At 63.9% G+C, this 17,183-nt stretch carries 12 protein-coding genes and 3 pseudogenes; 11 read left to right on the top strand and 4 right to left on the bottom strand.

Annotated elements, in window-relative coordinates:
- The 3 genes from Q427_RS17385 to Q427_RS17375 all read right to left on the bottom strand — a co-directional run.
- The coding region (locus Q427_RS17385) for an iron-containing alcohol dehydrogenase (protein ID WP_043516286.1) at positions 1-227 on the bottom strand (227 nt) is incomplete at its 3' end.
- A gap of 318 nt (positions 228-545) precedes the next feature.
- Complete coding sequence (locus tag Q427_RS17380) at positions 546-1,832, bottom strand: NAD(P)/FAD-dependent oxidoreductase (RefSeq protein ID WP_043516284.1); 1,287 nt, start codon at positions 1,830-1,832, stop codon at positions 546-548.
- Between the two features lie 86 nt (positions 1,833-1,918).
- Positions 1,919-2,626, bottom strand: coding sequence for a GntR family transcriptional regulator (locus Q427_RS17375; RefSeq protein ID WP_043516282.1), 708 nt, complete (start codon positions 2,624-2,626; stop codon positions 1,919-1,921).
- 255 nt (positions 2,627-2,881) lie between these two features.
- Between Q427_RS17375 and dnaX the strand changes: the two are divergent.
- From dnaX to Q427_RS17345, 6 genes and pseudogenes are all read left to right on the top strand, one after another.
- Positions 2,882-4,995 (top strand): annotated as a pseudogene (gene dnaX, locus Q427_RS17370) (DNA polymerase III subunit gamma/tau).
- 38 nt (positions 4,996-5,033) lie between these two features.
- A complete protein-coding gene (locus Q427_RS17365; protein WP_043516280.1) occupies positions 5,034-5,360 on the top strand; it encodes a YbaB/EbfC family nucleoid-associated protein in 327 nt (108 codons plus the stop codon).
- A gap of 3 nt (positions 5,361-5,363) precedes the next feature.
- Positions 5,364-5,969 carry a recombination mediator RecR gene (gene recR, locus Q427_RS17360; RefSeq protein WP_043516278.1) on the top strand — a complete coding sequence of 202 codons (606 nt, stop codon included), beginning with the start codon at positions 5,364-5,366 and terminating at the stop codon, positions 5,967-5,969.
- Between the two features lie 28 nt (positions 5,970-5,997).
- On the top strand, positions 5,998-7,128 hold the full coding sequence (gene rnd, locus Q427_RS17355) for a ribonuclease D (RefSeq protein ID WP_043516275.1): 1,131 nt from the start codon (positions 5,998-6,000) through the stop codon (positions 7,126-7,128).
- Positions 7,125-7,436, top strand: a complete 312-nt coding sequence (locus tag Q427_RS17350; protein ID WP_043516273.1) for a YcgL domain-containing protein — start codon at positions 7,125-7,127, stop codon at positions 7,434-7,436. Before rnd ends, Q427_RS17350 begins: the two co-directional genes overlap by 4 nt.
- Positions 7,437-7,637: 201 nt before the next feature.
- Positions 7,638-8,087, top strand: a complete 450-nt coding sequence (locus tag Q427_RS17345; protein WP_043516270.1) for a YcgN family cysteine cluster protein — start codon at positions 7,638-7,640, stop codon at positions 8,085-8,087.
- A 172-nt stretch (positions 8,088-8,259) separates the two neighbouring features.
- On the opposite strand, the pseudogene Q427_RS17340 reads toward Q427_RS17345, so the two are convergent.
- A pseudogene (locus Q427_RS17340) lies at positions 8,260-10,373 on the bottom strand (S9 family peptidase).
- A gap of 85 nt (positions 10,374-10,458) precedes the next feature.
- On the opposite strand from Q427_RS17340, the gene Q427_RS17335 reads away from it, so the two are divergent.
- The 5 genes and pseudogenes from Q427_RS17335 to hrpA all read left to right on the top strand — a co-directional run.
- Positions 10,459-10,908: a hypothetical protein gene (locus Q427_RS17335; RefSeq protein WP_043516268.1), complete on the top strand. Its 450-nt coding sequence runs from the start codon at positions 10,459-10,461 to the stop codon at positions 10,906-10,908.
- Positions 10,909-10,929: 21 nt separating this feature from the next.
- The gene (locus tag Q427_RS17330; RefSeq protein ID WP_155833604.1) at positions 10,930-12,765 is read left to right on the top strand and encodes a vWA domain-containing protein; all 1,836 of its coding nucleotides are present in this window, start codon (positions 10,930-10,932) and stop codon (positions 12,763-12,765) included.
- Between the two features lie 24 nt (positions 12,766-12,789).
- The gene (locus Q427_RS17325; protein ID WP_043516265.1) at positions 12,790-13,590 is read left to right on the top strand and encodes a class II glutamine amidotransferase; all 801 of its coding nucleotides are present in this window, start codon (positions 12,790-12,792) and stop codon (positions 13,588-13,590) included.
- 232 nt (positions 13,591-13,822) lie between these two features.
- Positions 13,823-15,508: an AMP-binding protein gene (locus tag Q427_RS17320; RefSeq protein ID WP_043516257.1), complete on the top strand. Its 1,686-nt coding sequence runs from the start codon at positions 13,823-13,825 to the stop codon at positions 15,506-15,508.
- A 204-nt stretch (positions 15,509-15,712) separates the two neighbouring features.
- Positions 15,713-17,183: pseudogene (hrpA, locus tag Q427_RS17315) on the top strand (ATP-dependent RNA helicase HrpA); the annotation flags it as partial.

Raw genomic sequence — 17,183 nt, 5'->3', positions numbered from 1 at the left:
AGCAGGCCGGCGACGGCCTTGGCCGCGTCCAGCACGCTGCCGCCGCCGATGGCGACCACGACGTCGATGGCGTGTTGCCGATGCTCAGCGACGATGGTATCCACCCGCTGCGGCGAGGGTTCACCCTCGATGGTGACGTGATGCCGGACGGAACCCTGCGCTTCGAGGGCCGCGACCAGCTCGTCCCAGTGGTGCGAAGCGACGAAGGAGCGCTTGCCCGTCACCACCAGGACCTGCTTGCCCTGTTCGGCGATCAGCCAGGCAGGCGCGTGATGCCGCCGGCACCGAACTGGATATCCGGAAGGCGCGCGATACGGAAAGCGTCGATACGCTGGGGAAAGGAAGCTGTCATGGCCGGCCCGCTATTCAAGTTATTGGGGTGAAGCCCACTATAAGCAGCGGCGAAACGCTGAACAAATCGCCGAGCGAGATGAAGCACAAGGCGCACGGAGCACAGGAACCGAAGCATATGGGGTATATGTGAGGATTCCGAGCACCGCGCAACGCAGTGATTCGCTCGCGCAGGCATTTTGTTCAGTGTTTCCCTAGCGCCAGCGCTCGAGCAACTGGTAATACCACATCCCAACGGCCAGCAGCGGATTGCCGAGGGCATCCCCGAACGGCACCTTGACGTGACGACAGGCGGCAAAGGTATCGAACTCCTCCAGGTGACCGGCCATCGCCTTGGCCATGATCTCGCCGACGATGTGTGACGTGGCCACACCGTGCCCCGAGTAGCCCTGGGCATAAAAGACCGTGTCGGAAATCCGGCCCAGCATGGGGATGCGATTGACCACGATGCCGGCCATGCCCTGCCAGGCGTAGTCGATCGGCGTGCCCTTGAGCTGCGGAAAGGTGGCCTCCAGACGCGGGCGCAGTTCGGTGGCAATGTCGGGGGAGTCCTTGCCTGAATAGTTCGCGCCGCCACCGAACAGCAGCCGGCCGTCGGCGGTAAGGCGATAGTAGTCGAGGACGAAGCGGCAGTCGTACACCGCCAGGTCGTGGGGGTTGATGGCCTCGGCGAGCCCCCCCAGCGGTGCGGTGGTGACAATGCCCAGCGAGGCCGGAAACAGCTTGCCGCCCAGGCGGCGGCGCTCCAGGCGGTGATAGGCATTACCTGCCAGCAGTACCCGGTCGGCGTGGACCTTGCCGTGCGCGGTGATCACGGCGGGCGAGGGGCCGTGCTCGATGCGCACGACCGGCGAGTGCTCGAAGATCCGCGCGCCCATTGACTCGGCGACACGAGCCTCGCCCAGGCACAGGTTGAGTGGATGCAGGTGCAGGTTGCAGCGGTTGAGCAGGCCGCCGTGGTAGCACTCGGTGCGAATGGCTTCGCGCACCTGGCGGCCATCCAGTAGCTCGACGTGTTCGCCCATGCCGCGGGCCTGGCAGGCCTCGAAGTCGGCCTCGAGCGCCGTCATGTGGGCGGGCTTCCATGCTGCCTGCAAGTGCCCCTGCTTGAGATCGCAGGGGATGGCATATTTATCGACCCGTTCGCGAATGATGCGCTGGCCGCGCCATCTCAGGTCCCAGACGAAGTCCTCGGCGGCCTTGCCCAGAGTGCGGCGCATCTGCTTGCGCATGGCCGCTTCCCCCGAGAGGCTGCCGGTGACCTGGCCGCCATTGCGGCCGCTGGCGCCCCAGCCGAYCTTGTTGCCCTCGACGATGGCGACCCGGTAGCCGCGCTCGGCCAGTTCCACCGCCGTGGCGACGCCGGTAAAGCCGCCGCCGACGATGGCTACGTCGACGGTCACTTCGCCCGCGAGCTGCGGATAGTTCGATTCCTCGTGAATCGTTGCGGAGTAGTAGGAGTCGCAGCGAGGGCTGGGCATGAAGGCTCCTGTCAGCAAGTGTCGAATATACTTAACGCCATGCTAGCACAGGCTGGGTCGTGTCATGCCAGCGCGGAAACCGCCAGTCATGGCCGGGGCTGGCTTTCCAAGGTGCCTTTGGCGAGAGGGAAGTCAGCCAGGTAGCGTGTCAACTGCTGTGCCAGGGTATCGCCGGCCCGCTCGGCGTGGCGACGCGCCAGTCGCTCCGCCCGGCTGGCATCGCCGTCGATGATCGCGTCGAGAATCGCCTCATGCTCTTCCCATACGCGCCTGGGAGGCGAGGCGGCATCCAGTACGGCACCCATGGCGCGTCGAAGGTGGTGCCAGTGGGTCGCAACGGTCTCTTCGATCAAGGGGTTGCCCGACAGCCGATATATCAGGCGATGGAAGGCCATGTCGGCTGCGATCATTGCCAATGGCTGTGCGCCGTCGCAGGCCTTGCGTCCCGCCTCGATCAGGGTTCGACCATGTCGCTGCGCCTCGTCGGGAGCGCGGAGGGCTGCTTCTCGGGCGGCGAGACCATCCAGCGAGGCGCGCACCTGGTAGAGGTGACGGACGTGAGTGGCACTCAGCGGTGCCACCTTGACGCCGCGACGCCCCATGGCGCAGACGAAGCCTTCGTTCTTGAGTAGCTGGATGGCCTGGACGATGGGCTGTCGCGACACGCCCAGCCGCTTGGCAAGCGCATCCTGGTTGAGGCGGGCATCAGCCGGCAGTTCGCCGCTGCAGATGGCGTCCAGCAGGGACAAGTGCACGCGCTGTACCAGCTGGGTGGGAGTCGGAAGGGCTTCCATGCGCGTTTCCTATGATAAATACCGTATTTCGTATACGAAAAATAGATCGTAACTCCCCGCTGAGTCAATCGCCGCCTTGAGGTGGCTGTCGAAGTGTTCAGCAGAGGGCATTTTGGCCTGCACTTTGCGCTCCGGGCCTCAGCCGGTAGAATGGTGGTTTGCTTTCGTGGTCGGCACGTCCGTGGGTGGTATTCGCGGCGTGAAGGCACATTCAGATCGGCTGCCAGCCAGCCAGCTGCAAGGACTCCGCGCTGCATGAGCTATCAGGTTCTGGCCCGCAAGTGGCGGCCTCGCACATTTCATGAACTGGTCGGGCAGGAGCATGTCCAGCGAGCCCTGGTCAATGCGCTCGACCAGGGGCGCCTGCATCACGCCTATCTTTTTACCGGTACTCGAGCGTCGGCAAGACGACATTGGCAAGAATACTTGCCAAGTGCCTCAACTGCACGGCCAAGGGCCATGGCGAGGAGGGCGTGACCTCGACTCCCTGCGGCGAGTGTGATAGCTGTCGGGCCATCGACGAGGGGCGCTTCGTCGACCTGATCGAGGTGGATGCCGCTTCGCGCACCAAGGTGGAGGATACCCGCGAACTGCTCGATAACGTCCAGTACGCGCCGACCCAGGGCCGCTACAAGGTGTATCTCATTGATGAGGTGCACATGCTCTCCACCAGCAGCTTCAATGCCCTGCTCAAGACGCTGGAAGAGCCGCCGCCCCACGTCAAGTTCCTGCTCGCCACCACCGACCCACAGAAGCTGCCTCCGACGGTGCTGTCGCGTTGCCTCCAGTTTACGCTCAAGAACATGCCACCCGAGCGTATCGTCGAGCATCTGGGCAAGGTGCTCGTGGCGGAGCAGGTCGGCTTCGAGGAGAGTGCGCTGTGGCTGCTGGGCAAGGCGGCCGATGGCTCCATGCGGGATGCCATGAGCTTGACCGACCAGGCCATTGCGTTTGGCCAGGGGCGGATATGCCACGCCGATGTGGCCGCCATGCTGGGTACGCTGGATCACCGTCATGTGGTGGCCCTGGTCGAGGCGCTGGCCGAGGTTGATGCGGCCCGGGTACTGAACGAGGTGTCCCAGCTGGCGGAACAGGGCCCGGACTTCGCCGCAGTGCTCGACGATGTCACCGGTGTGCTGCACCGCCTGGCGGTGGCCCAGATGGTGCCCGGGGCGCTGGACAACGGCCATGGCGACCGCGACCTCCTGCTGGCGCTGGCTGCACGTTTCACCCCCGAAGACATACAGCTCTATTACCAGATCGGTATCCAGGGGCGCGGCGACATGGCTCACGCTCCCGACCTGCGTACCGCCCTGGAGATGACACTGTTGCGGATGCTGGCCTTCCGTCCCCAGGGTGTGCCTCAGCCTGCGAAGACACCGCTGCCCCTGCGGGGGGAGCCTGGCCCGGTCACTCCGCCAGATGCCGGCGCTGGCGGCCCGGGTGACATTCCCCCCCCTGACGAGGCGCCTGCCGCCGCAAGGCGAGAGAACCTCGACTCCCCTGGCTCGGCAAGGGGGGCAGCAACTTCTACAGCACCAGTATCGCCAAAAGGAGAGGGTGGATTGCCGGATGTCGACGGCCCGGTGAACCGCCAGTCGAAGGCCGAAGTGCCTGCGGCACAGGACCGGTTCGAGGCGCCGCCGCCCTGGGAGGAGTCGTTGCCGGATGACTCAGCAGCACTCTCCGTAACGGTGGATGCCCTGAATCATGGCCCGGAGGAGGCGGGGCAGGATGTGTCGGAGAATGAAGCGCATGGCGAGGTGGCCTTGGCCGCCGCACCGACGCCACTCCCGACTGCCGATGAGCCTGCCGCCGACACTGATGCGGCCGTCTCCAGGCCGACGGCTGACACCGCATCGACTGTCGTACCCGAGCCCACCGCTGTCGCTGATACGGATGTAACGTCGGCGACGCAGCCTTCCGTCTCGGCCGATATGCCGGTGGAAGCCGGCGATTCTGCGTGCTTCAGCCATGCGGCCTGGCTGGAGCGTTTCGATTCCCTGGGACTGGGCGGCTTGACACGCAACCTGGCGGCTCATTGTGTGGTCGAATCAGATAATGGTAGTCGTTTGATACTCCGGTTGGACCCCTCCCAGGAGGCCATGAATGCCGAGATCCATGTTCGACGTGTGCGGGAAGCTCTGGCCGGCATCGGTGTGATGCGGCAGCTGACCATAGAAGCGGGGCCCTTGCCGGAGGCGGTCGAGACACCGCGCCAGCGTGCCGACCGCACTGCCGCCGAGCGGCATGCCGTGGCGGTGGAGGCCCTCGAGCGCGACCCGCATGTACGCCAGTTGCAGGAGGCGTTCGGTGCACGTCTCATCACTTCCAGTGTCAAGCCGGCTGATACATCGCAGCGGGCCTGAGCCCGAGCAGTCGCTTTAGCCAAACGAGAGGAACGACCATGATGAAAGGTGGAATGGGCAACCTGATGAAGCAGGCCCAGGAGATGCAGGAAAAGATGCAGCGCGTCCAGGAGGAGGTCGCCAAGGCCGAGGTGACCGGAGAAGCCGGTGCCGGCATGGTCAAGGTGACCATGAATGGCCGCCATGACGTGAGCAAGGTCGATATCGACCAGAGTGTCATGGAGGAGGACAAGGAGCTGCTCGAGGATCTGCTGGCAGCTGCGGTGAACGATGCCGTGCGCAAGGTGGAGGTCAGCTCCCGTGAAAAGATGGAGGAGGCGACGGCAGGGCTTAATCTGCCACCGGGCTTCAAGATGCCTTTCTGACCGATGAGTTTCTCTCCCCTGGTCGAGCGGTTGATGGAGTCGCTGCGCGTCCTGCCCGGCGTAGGACCCAAGACCGCGCAAAGAATGGCCATGCACCTTCTCGAGCGTGACCGGGATGGCGGCCGTCGCCTGGCCGCGGTGCTGGAACAGGCGCTGGAAGAGGTCGGCTACTGCCGTCGCTGCCGTACGCTCACCGAAGAAGAGATCTGCTCCATCTGTTCCAGCGGGCGGCGGGATGATGCCCTGCTCTGCGTGGTGGAGTCGCCGGCCGACCAACTTGCCATCGAGGAGGCCGGCGGCTACCGCGGTCGCTACTTCGTGCTCCATGGCCACCTCTCGCCGCTGGACGGCATTGGCCCGGAAGATATCGGTCTGGAGCAGCTCGAAGCGCGGGTGGCCGAGGGCGGCGTGACGGAGGTTATCCTGGCAACCAACCCCACCGTGGAGGGTGAAGCCACGGCGCACTATATTGCTGCGCAGCTCTCACCCCATGGTGTGTCGCTTTCTCGTCTTGCCTATGGCGTTCCCATGGGGGGCGAACTGGAATATGTCGACGGTGGCACGCTCAGCCGCGCGTTCAATGGTCGCCTGCCGTTTCGCGGCGACTGAATCACTTCTCCCATTGCCGGATGACTGCATGTCCCTGACCCCCGAGATTCGCTGGATCGATTCGCCCGACGCCCTCGACGCTGCTTGTGCCGACGTCGTTGATGCCTCGGTAATTGCCCTGGATACCGAGTTCTTCCGTGAAAAGACCTTCCATCCAGTGCCGGCGCTGATCCAGTTCTCCGCCGGTGGTCCAGCCTGGTTGATCGATCCCCAGGCCGTGGACTGCACCGATGCCTTTCGACGCTTGCTGGGCAACGGACCGCTAAAGTTGTTGCACGCCAGCAGCGAGGATCTCGAGGTGCTGGCTCACTGGGCCGGCGGACCGGTTGCGCCCCTGATTGACACCCAGATCGCTCAATCCCTGCTGGGAGAAGATGCGGCCATGGGTTATCAGCGCCTGGTCGAGCACTGGACCGGCGAGGTGCTGCCCAAGGATGAGACGCGCTCCGATTGGCTGGTGCGCCCATTGAGCGAATCCCAGTGCCTCTATGCGGCCCTGGACGTGGTCTTTCTTCTCAAGGTCTGGGAGCACCAGCGCGAGGCCCTCGAACGCTTGGGCCGCATGGAGTGGCTGGAGGCCGACTGTAGCGAGCTGGTAGCCCAGGCGCTGCGCAGCGAGGGAGCGGATGGGCAGTGGTATCTGCGGCATCGCCAGCTGTGGCGGCTCTCCCCCCGTCAGATGGAGGCCTACCGACTCTTGACGATATGGCGGGAAGGCGAGGCACGGCGACGCAACCTGCCGCGGGGATGGCTGGTCAATGACCGAGTCCTCTACGGCATCGCCGAGCGCATGCCGGAAAACCGTTACCAGTTGGCCGAAGTCGACGACATCAAGCCGGGGCTGATCAAGCGCGATGGCGAGACCTTCCTGGGACTGGTGAAGCAGGCCCGGGATGCCGAGGATGAAACCTTGCCCCCCGCGCTGCCTTCCCCCATGGACCCGGCTTTCAAGCGACGACTCAAGGCGCTCAAGCGGGTGGTCAACGAGGAGGCCGAACGGCTGGGCCTGGCACCTGAGGTGTTACTGCGTCGCCGTGACCTCGAGGCCATTGTGACCGCCAACCTGAAGGGCGAAGTGCTGCCCTTGCCGGGTGGGTGGCGGGGCGAACGCCTCGCCGAGGCACTCCATAACGCGCTCTTCGAGGTGGATGCGTCATGACCGATGATCGTATGAAAGGCGACAAGCTGCTGTGTGAGATATTCAAGAGTTCGCGCAAGGAGGAGATGTATCTCTACGTGGACAAGCGGCAGGGATTGAAGGAGGTGCCCGAGGCACTGCTTGAGCGCTTCGGCAAGCCGGTCCCGACCCTGACGCTGATCCTGACGCCGGACAAGCCGATGGCCCGCGCCAAGGCGAGCGATGTCATCGCGGCCATTCGTGAGCAGGGGTATTACTTCCAGATGCCGCCGGCCAAGGAGGAGTATCTGATGGATCTTTACAGGACCCCCACCGAGGCCCGCTATTGATGAAACAAATGGCTGCACGGGCGAATCGCTATGTTGCCCGAATCCTCGGAATCCTCACATATACCCCATATGCTCCGGATGACTCGAAACCTTCGGTTTCTCGCTCCTTCGGAGCCATCCTTCGGATGTTTGTCGCTTCGCTCGGTTCTGCGTTTCGGGCGCCTTGCGCTTCATCCCGTTCGCGAATTTGTTGGTATTGATATGCGTGAACGATTCTGGGAGCACTATCCCCTCGAGGAGCTTACCACCGAGGAGTGGGAGGCCCTGTGCGATGGTTGCGGCCAGTGCTGCCTTCTCAAGTATCAGGACGACGACAGCGGTGACTTGGCCGTCCTGGGCGTAGCCTGTGAGCTGCTCGATATCCATAGCTGCCGCTGCAGCGACTATGCCAATCGTCAATCCCGGGTGCCTGACTGTACGCGGCTGACGCCCGAGCGCATCGACGAATTCCGCTGGTTACCCAGATCCTGTGCCTATCGCCGTGTGGCGGAGGGACGCAAGCTGGCTGCCTGGCATCCGCTCATCTCCGGGGACCCGGAGCGCGTCCACCGCAAGGGGGTCAGCGTGCGCAGCTTTGCCATCTCTCATCGGGATGTGCCTGATGATCAGCTGGAAGACCACATTATTGCCATCCTGCCGATTGACGGCTGACCACCTGTTGAAGCCTGGCTGAAAGCCAACGGGCCCGTCTCGTTGGTGCGCCAGGCATGGTGTTCATGATGCTGCTTCCGAGGGTGGGGCTCGGCATGGCTCGGGGGTGGAAGCCCCCTGCGAATCCTGAATGAGCCGCCGTATGCGAAGCCCTGATCCCATCCCTATTCGATCAGCCTGTTCCAGTGTAACTGCTGCCAGCCAGCCCCAGAGCCCAGAGGATGAAGGCATCCTGGCGTGCATTGTCGTGCCAGGCCTTGAACCGTCCCGAGGCGCCACCATGGCCGGCATCCATGTCAGTGCGAAGCAGCACCGGCCCGCGGGCCGAGCCTAGTTCGGTGACTCGGGCATAGAGCTTGGCGGGCTCCCAGTAGGGTACCCGGGAGTCGTGCCAGCTGCCTTGGAGAAACAGGGCCGGATAGGGCTGGGCCGAGAGGTTGTCAAGGGGGGAGTAGCTGCGGATATGCCGACGCATGTCCGGGATCTCGGGGTTGCCCCACTCCGTGTACTCCGCTGTGGTTAGAGGCAGGTCCGGATTTTCCATGGTGCGCAGGACATCGACGAAGGGGACGTCCAGAACAGCGGCGCAGAATGCTTCGGGGGCAAGGTTGAGGCTGGCACCCACCAGCAGGCCGCCCGCACTGGCGCCGTAGGCTGCAATGCGCTCCCCGTCGCTGAAGCCTGATCGACCAGGGCGTTTCGCGCCGCCAGGAAGTCGCGGAAGCTGTTTTCCTTGTGCTCCATCTTGCCGGCGAGATACCAGGGCTCACCGCGGTCGCCGCCGCCGCGGACATGGGCAACGGCGAAGGCCACTCCGCGGCTGAGCAGTTCGAGGCGTGCTACCGAGAACCAGGGGTCGAGTACCTCGCCGTAGGCCCCATAGCCATAGAGCAGGGTGGGAAGCGGATGCCCGGCCAGGTCGGCACGCATCACCACCGAGACGGGAATCCGCTCGCCATCGTGGGCCGTGGCCCAGATCCGCTGGCTGGAGAGGTCGTTGGGCTGCAAGTCGCCATGGATCGTCTGGGTTTTCACGACTCGCCGTTCGCCGCTATCCAGGTCGTGCTCCAACCAGCGAACCGGCATGACGAAGGACTCCTCGCGCAAGCGTAGCCGGCGGCTGGCGAAGTGCGGCACATCCCCCAGCATCAGGCTGCAAGGGGACTCGGGCAGTGGCAGCCGCTCATCGCGGGTGAGGGCATGGTGTGGATCGAGTTCAATGACGCGTACATGGACCTGCGCTTCGCGGTGGTCACGTTCGGTCAATATCAGCCCCCAGGCGAAGGCATCGACACCTTCCAGCGTGACATTCTCACGGTTTGCTACCAGCGGTTGCCAGTCGGCACCGGGGTCTGCCTCGTCCACCCTGTCCAGTCGAAAGTGCGGTGCACCTCGGTTATGAAGGACGTAGAAGTGGCCGGGACGATGCTCCACGCCATATTCCACGCCTTTTTCCCGTGGGCGGAAGCAGCAAGGGGCGACGCCGGGATCCCTGGCGGGGACCAGATAACATTCACTGGTGTCCTTGGAGGCACAGTCCAGTACCAGCCATTCCCGTGAGCGAGTCTTGCCCAGGCCGACCCAGAATTCGGGGTCCGCTTCCTGCAGCATGCATGTCGGTTCATCCGCCCGGGGAGTGCCACCGGCTTCCAGGATGAGAGGCAGCCGCCAGATGCTGTCCGGGCGCTGTGTCGCATCGAAACGGGTGAATAGTAGCGTGCGATTATCCTCGGCCCAGCTCAGCTCCGAGCCGATGTCGTCGAGTAGTGCAATCGGCTCGCCGCAAGGCAGGTGCTTGATATAGAGTGTGTAGCGCTCATCTCCGCTGATATCCTCGGTCCAGGCAAGCCACTGCTCGTCCGGCGACAGGGCCATGTCACCGAGCTCGAGGAAACGCTGCTGTTCCGCTCGGGCATGCAGGTCGAGGAAGGGGATGGCCTCCTGCTCGCGGTCGTTGGGATGGCGCCACCAGACCGGATAGTCGGCATCGGCGGCCGTCTCGCTCCAGTAGGTGTAGTGGTCCAGCGCCGTTCGCAGGCCGTGGACGGCGAGCTCCCGGCGTGCCAGGTGGCCGTGATAGAGACGCTCCACCAGGCCGTCGAGTGGCATCATCCAGGCACGGCACTCCCGGTTGGCCGCCTCGAGGAACGCGCCGACGTTCGGATCGTCACGATTCTCCAGCCAGTGCCATTCTGGATCTTCTGCACGGCGAAATCGGCTGACGGGGGAAGAGAGCCCGTCGGCTGACGGGGCATCGCGGGTGTGAGGGGGTGGCTGTGCTTTCATTGGGTCGCGTGTACCATACTCAATAACGAATTCCATCCTGTGCGGTCCGCCTCTCGGCGGGTCGAAGCGCTGAAAAGAGGTATCGATGCTGACGACCGATTCGATGTCCCTACTATGGCTGACCTATCTGGGTTTGTCGCTGGTGATACTCGTCACCGGCTATCTGGGGCTGGCCTTCCTGCCGCGCGTGTTGCGGCTGCCTCTCACCTGGGCGGTGGCGGGCATATTGTGGGTGCCTACGCGCTTTCGCTTGCCGCTGGTGGAGGAGGGCGAGTTCTATACCGGGATGGCACCGGCCGTGGTAGTGGCTGCCGTCGCCTTTCTCGAGCGCAATGGCTCAGTCTTGATGTCATCGGCGCTGCTGGTGGCGGCCGGCGCCGGGCTTGGAATTGCCCTTGGGCTGCTGCAATGGCGGATGCTGCTCCCGGCCGGTGACTATACGCACATCGATGATGACAATAGCAATGGGCGTGATGGCCGCGACGGCGGAAAATCCCGCGAGCCGCGCGAACGCCGTGAGCCGATGATCGGCTAGGGAGCTCCCGATGGGGAGGGTGTGGCAAAAGAGATGGCCTGGGCTGGCGGTGCTGCTGCTGGTACAGCACTGCTGTCGGGTAGCCTTCATGCGGTGCCACTCGAAGAGCGGCCGGACGTCAGGGTGATCATCGACGTCTCGGGTAGCATGCGCCATAACGACCCTGAACAGTTGGCGGCGGAGGCGCTGGAGCTCCTGGTGGCCTTGTTGCCCAGCGGGGCGAGAGCCGGTGTCTGGACCTTCGGCGAGCATGTGGAGATCGCGCTGGCACCGGGGCCGGTCACTGCCGAGTGGCGGGAAGGGGCGATGGCGCTGGCGCCCAGGCTGGTGGAGTATGAGCAATTCACCGATATCGAGTCCGCCATCCGTGAGGCGGCGGCTCCCGAGACTCATGGCCATCGCCATCTGGTATTGCTGACGGATGGGGTGATCGACCTCCCTCCCAGGTTCGGCGCCAAGCCGGCCATCGACGATGCCTCCCGACGGACATTGCTGGAGTCCCTCGGCCCTCGGCTGGCTGTGGAAGATGTCGCGATTCATGCTATCGCCTTCTCCGGTGAGGCCGACCTGGACCTGGTGGAACGATTGTCTCAGCAGACCGGCGGCTTGTCGGCACCGGTGGAGAGCCCGGATGCCCTGCTGGGCGCCTTCCTCAACATCTTCGATCGTATCTTCCCCAGCGACCGCATCCCTTTCACCGACGATCAGTTTCTCGTCGAGTCGGGCCTGGATGGATTCACGGCCCTGCTGTTTCGTGAAGCATTGGGCGAGGCCGGCGACCGTGACAGGGTGCCTCCGGTTCTGATCGCACCGGATGGCAGTCGGTTCACGGTGGACTCCCCCCCTGCTGGTGCCACCTGGCGAAGCGAGACCCGCTATGACCTGGTGCAGGTCCCCGACCCCATGCCGGGACGGTGGCGCCTGGAAGGGGAGGTGGAGCAGAGTAGTCGGATCAGCATCGATGCACCACTCAGCCTGCAGACCAGTCCAGTCCCCGGTACGCTCTACCTGGGCTTCGACGTGCCTGTCGAGGCCTGGCTGACTCAAGACGGGGAGAGGGTGGTGCAGGACGCGCTGCCGGCTTATCTGGAGGTGACGGCGCTCTTGCAGGACGATGCCGGCTCGACCCAATCGGCGGTGGTGCTGGAGCAGGTGGAAGAGCGATTCGTCGGCACCTTGCCGGCCCCTGCGCTGACGGGCACGGCACAGTTGGTGATTCGCGCCGAGGGACAGGGCTTCAGGCGTCAGCGGATGCAGGCGGTCAATGTCTTGCCGGCTATCGCCGCGCGGCACGAGGTGGAGAGTGAACGAGTCATGCTGGCGGCCGAGCATCCATTGCTGGATCACGACAACACGCGGCTGCATGGGCAGCTGCAGGGGGTTCGACTGGACGCCGAGTCGCAGGCGGCACGGCGTTGGCTGATCGGGCTGCCGGAGCTGGATCCCGGTCTCAGCCAGCCTCTGCTGTTACGTGCCGAGGTGACTCTCGATGGTGAAACACGTGAGCTGCACCTGCCCAGGCTATTGCTCTTCCCACAGGGCGAGACGGCGATCGACCAGGCTGCAGCCCCTGCAGCACTGCGCATCGAGCGCTTCCATGAGGCGTTGGACCCGGTTCGCGAACCGCGCGCTCCCGCGGCTGAGGCCGGTGGCATGGATCGGTTCCTCACCCTGGTGGAGCGGTTCCCACGCCTGGCCAAGGTCAATGGGACGACTGGCGGCCCATGCTGGATAGACAGCTCGAGGCCGGCCGGCACGACCCGCGTATTTGGGGACTGCTTCTGTTGGTCGCCGTTGTGTTGTTGCTGGGCCTGGCCTGGCGGCGTCAGCAGCAGCGCTCGCGGCGACCACGTGTGACGACGAAGCACCGGGAGGAGCCGCATGTGTGAATTGTTGGGTATGAGTGCCAACGTGCCCACGGATATCTGCTTCAGCTTCACCGGCTTTCTGCATCGCGGCGGCGGCACCGGGCCGCATCGGGATGGCTGGGGTATCGCCTTCTACGAAGCGGGGGGCTATCGGGACTTTCGTGATCCGCACCCCTCGGTTCGTTCGCCGATCGCCCGGCTGATCACCGACTATCCGATCAAGTCTCATATCGTCATCAGCCATATTCGTCAGGCCAACGTGGGGGAGGTGCGCCTGGCCAACACCCACCCCTTTACCCGGGAAATGTGGGGGCGTACCTGGTGCTATGCCCATAATGGCCAGCTCGAAGGATGGCAGGCTCTGCCATTGAGCTTCTATCGCCCGGTGGGCGATACCGACAGCGAACATGCCTTCTGTTGGCTGCTGGCCGAGTTGCGTCACCGTCATCCCGATCCCCCGGAGCAAGGCGAAGCGTCGGAACTCTGGCGGTTGCTTCATTCGCTTTGTGAACGGTTGCGCAGCCTGGGGGTCTTCAACCTGCTGTTGGCGGACGGTGAGTATCTTTACACCTATTGCTCCACCAAGCTGGCTCATATCACCCGACGAGCCCCCTTCGGCAAGGCCGAGCTTTCCGATGCCGAACTGACGGTGAACTTTGCCGAGCACACCACCTCCGAGGACGTGGTGTCGGTGGTGGCCACGGAGCCGCTGACCTGCAACGAGGCGTGGGAGCGAATGATGCCCGGGGAGCTGTTGGTCTGGCGCCACGGGAAAATCGAGGCCCGCCTCGGGCCGGATGGCGAGGTCGGCTGACATCAGTGCCGATCGCTGCGCGGAAGCCCAGCTTGCCTTTTTGTCAATTATTGCCCAGCTTGGTGAACAGCAGCTTGCCAAAGGGACGGATGGCTCGGATATGAACGTCTGTTTCAATCGACCGTTTTACAGTGACGTGGCGCCTGGTATATCGTAGGTGCTTGCGACAATAAAAACTGTCGATGCTCGATGGTGAGCGACCGACGTCGACGATGCTGCGGAGATATTGCTGATGAGTGAGCACGCCAACACCCATATCTTGACTGGCCCCGAGTTGAAGGGGATGGAGAATTACCGGTCGCTCATGGATGTCTTTCATGAGGCAGTGAAGCGGTTTGGCGATAACCCTGCCTTCACCTGCATGGGCCAGACCCTCACCTTCACCGAACTGGACAAGCTTTCCGGCGATTTTGCGGCCTGGTTGCAGCATGAGACCGGACTACAGCCGGGGGACCGCATCGCCATTCAACTGCCCAATGTGCTGCAGTTCCCGGTGGCGGTCTTCGGCGCCATGCGTGCCGGCCTGGTGGTGGTCAATACCAATCCGCTCTACACCGAGCGCGAGATGGCCCACCAGTTCAAGGACTCCGGTGCCCGGGCGATACTCATCCTCGCCAACATGGCCGACAAGCTCGAGAAGGTCCTCGATCGTACCGACATCGAGCACGTGCTGGTCACCGAACTTGGCGACCTGCACGGGTTTCCCAAGCGCTACCTGATCAATGCCGTGGTCAAGTATGTCAAGAAGATGGTGCCCTCTTACTCGCTGCCCATGGCCGTGCCCTTTCGCAAGGCGCTGAAAGACGGTGCTTCACGCAATCATCGTGAGGTCGAGCGTGAACTGGACGATATTGCGGCGCTGCAGTACACCGGCGGTACCACGGGCATGCCCAAGGGCACCATGCTGACCCACTGCAACCTGGTAGCCAACATGCTCCAGGCGGATGCGGCCATCGGCCCGGGCCTGGACGAGGGCAAGGAGGTGGTGATCGCGCCGCTGCCGGTCTACCACATCTACACCTTTACCGTGAACTGCCTGTTCCTGATGAAGACCGGCAACCACTCGATCCTGATCACCAACCCCCGCGACCTGGACAACTTCGTCAAGGAGTTGCAGAAGATCAAGTTCACGGCCTTCATCGGGCTTAACACCCTGTTCAATGCCCTCTGCAATCGCGACGACTTCCGCAAGCTGGACTTCTCACGCCTGCACCTGACCATTTCCGGGGGCATGGCGTTGACCAAGGCGACGGCAGAACGCTGGAAGGAGGTGACGGGGTGCTCCATTGCGGAGGGCTATGGTCTCACCGAGACCGCACCGGTGGTCAGCTTCAACCCGATTGACGCCATCCAGCTCGGCACCATCGGCAAGCCGGTGGCCGGGACCTCCGTGAAGGTGGTGGATGGCGATGGCAATGATCTGCCGCTGGGCGAGCCTGGGGAGCTGTGCGTCAAGGGGCCCCAGGTCATGAAGGGGTACTGGAACCTCGATGAGGAAACCGCCAAGGTGTTGAGCGATGACGGCTGGTTCTCGACCGGTGACATCGCCGTGCTGCAGGAGGATGGCTACATCAAGATCGTGGATCGCAAGAAGGACATGATTCTGGTGTCGGGCTTCAACGTCTATCCCAACGAGATCGAGGATGTGGTCGCGGCGCACCCCGGCATCGTCGAGTCGGCCGCCGTCGGCATTGCCGACGAGGGCAGCGGCGAGGCGGTCAAGCTGTTCGTGGTCGCCAAGGACGAGAGCCTCGATGAGAAGGCGCTGCGCGAATGGTGCAAGAAGGAGCTGGCCGCCTACAAGGTGCCCAAGTTCGTGGAATTCCGCGATGAGCTGCCGAAGACCAACGTCGGCAAGGTGCTGCGTCGTCAGCTGCGCGACGAAGAGCACGAGAAGCAGGGAGAGCAGAAGGCCTGACATACACGGGTCACTGCCAGGTGTCATTAGGCGCGACCCGCCGCTGAGCGTTACAATGACCTGCCCGTTCCGGCCTGCCCGGATCGGGCAGGTTTTTTTCATTTGCGCGAGGATCTCGTGACCACCGCAATTCGTCCTGGTTCTACTTCGACTCCTCCGGAGCACAATGAGCTCGATCGTCTCTACCAGGCGCTCGACGCTGTCATGCTGCGCGACCGTGCCGGGCTCTTGCGTCGGCTTGATGGGCTGGCGCGGCGCCTGAAGGAGGGCAAGCCGGTAGACCGCGGGCTGGCCGAAGCCGGACGGGCCGTCGAGCGTTCGACCGCGCTGGTTGCGCAGCGTGCGGCAAGGCCGGTGACGCTGGCCTATCCCGAGTCCCTGCCGGTGGTCGAACGGCGCGACGATATCCTTGCCGCCCTGCGCGAGCACCAGGTCGTGGTGGTGGCGGGGGAGACGGGGTCCGGCAAGACCACCCAGTTACCCAAGCTCTGCCTGGAGCTGGGGCTCGGGCGTCGTGGCCTGGTCGGCCATACCCAGCCGCGTCGGCTGGCGGCCCGCTCCGTGGCGACGCGGCTCGCCGAGGAGATGTCGGTGCCCCTGGGTGGGCAGGTGGGTTACCAGGTCCGTTTCACCGACGAGACCGGCGACGACACCCTGATCAAGCTGATGACCGACGGCATCCTGCTGGCCGAGACGCGCCACGACCCGGATCTCACCCGTTACGAAGCGATCATCATCGACGAGGCCCACGAGCGCAGTCTCAATATCGATTTTCTGCTCGGCTACCTGAAGCGGCTGTTGGTACGGCGCCCCGACCTCAAGGTGATCATCACCTCGGCCACCATCGATGTGGAACGCTTTGCCGCGCATTTCGCCCTGCCCGGCGAGGATGGCAAGCCAAGGCCGGCACCGGTGGTGGAGGTCTCGGGTCGCACCTATCCGGTTGAGGTGCGCTATCGCCCCCTGGCGCGTGAAGCCGACGACGAGGCCGACCGAACCCTGCAGGAGGGTATCCTTCACGCGGTGGAGGAGATCGAGGCCGTAGAACGCGAAAAGCGCTGGCTCCATGGTCCCCGGGACATCCTGATCTTCCTGCCCGGGGAGCGTGAGATCCGCGAGGCCGCCGATACCCTGCGCCGTGCCGATCTCAAGGGCACCGAGATACTGCCGCTTTATGCGCGGCTCTCCAACGCCGAGCAGAACCGGGTTTTTGCGGCCCATGCCGGGCGGCGCATCGTATTGTCCACCAATGTTGCCGAAACCTCGCTCACGGTACCGGGCATTCGCTACGTCATCGATCCCGGGCTGGTGCGCATCAGCCGCTACAGCTACAAATCCAAGATCCAGCGCCTGCCGGTGGAGCCGATCAGCCAGGCCAGTGCCGACCAGCGCAAGGGGCGTTGTGGCCGGGTGGCGGAAGGGGTCTGCATTCGCCTCTATGACGAGGAGGACTTCCTCTCCCGCCCCTCGTTTACCGACCCGAGATCCGGCGTACCAACCTGGCCTCTGTGATTCTGTCGATGTTGTCGCTGAAGCTGGGTGACATCGAGGACTTCCCCTTCGTCGATCCCCCCGATAGCCGCTTCATCAAGGATGGCTTCCGTCTGCTGTTCGAGCTGGGCGCCGTGGACCCGGCCAACCGGCTGACGCCGCTGGGCCGCAAGCTCAGCCGGCT

The sequence above is a fragment of the Halomonas sp. BC04 genome (assembly GCF_000568385.1).
The sequence above is the reverse complement of the archived record's forward strand: the minus strand, read 5'-3'. Positions and strand labels throughout refer to the sequence as shown.

Excerpts from the sequence above, each read along its gene's own strand:
- Q427_RS17375 (WP_043516282.1), bottom strand. The coding sequence starts at position 2,626 with ATGGAAGCCCTTCCGACTCCCACCCAGCTGGTACAGCGCGTGCACTTG.
- Q427_RS17320 (WP_043516257.1), top strand. The coding sequence starts at position 13,823 with ATGAGTGAGCACGCCAACACCCATATCTTGACTGGCCCCGAGTTGAAG.
- recR (WP_043516278.1), top strand. The coding sequence starts at position 5,364 with ATGAGTTTCTCTCCCCTGGTCGAGCGGTTGATGGAGTCGCTGCGCGTC.
- Q427_RS17325 (WP_043516265.1), top strand. The coding sequence starts at position 12,790 with ATGTGTGAATTGTTGGGTATGAGTGCCAACGTGCCCACGGATATCTGC.
- Q427_RS17345 (WP_043516270.1), top strand. The coding sequence starts at position 7,638 with ATGCGTGAACGATTCTGGGAGCACTATCCCCTCGAGGAGCTTACCACC.
- Q427_RS17350 (WP_043516273.1), top strand. The coding sequence starts at position 7,125 with ATGACCGATGATCGTATGAAAGGCGACAAGCTGCTGTGTGAGATATTC.
- Q427_RS17335 (WP_043516268.1), top strand. The coding sequence starts at position 10,459 with ATGCTGACGACCGATTCGATGTCCCTACTATGGCTGACCTATCTGGGT.
- rnd (WP_043516275.1), top strand. The coding sequence starts at position 5,998 with ATGTCCCTGACCCCCGAGATTCGCTGGATCGATTCGCCCGACGCCCTC.
- Q427_RS17365 (WP_043516280.1), top strand. The coding sequence starts at position 5,034 with ATGATGAAAGGTGGAATGGGCAACCTGATGAAGCAGGCCCAGGAGATG.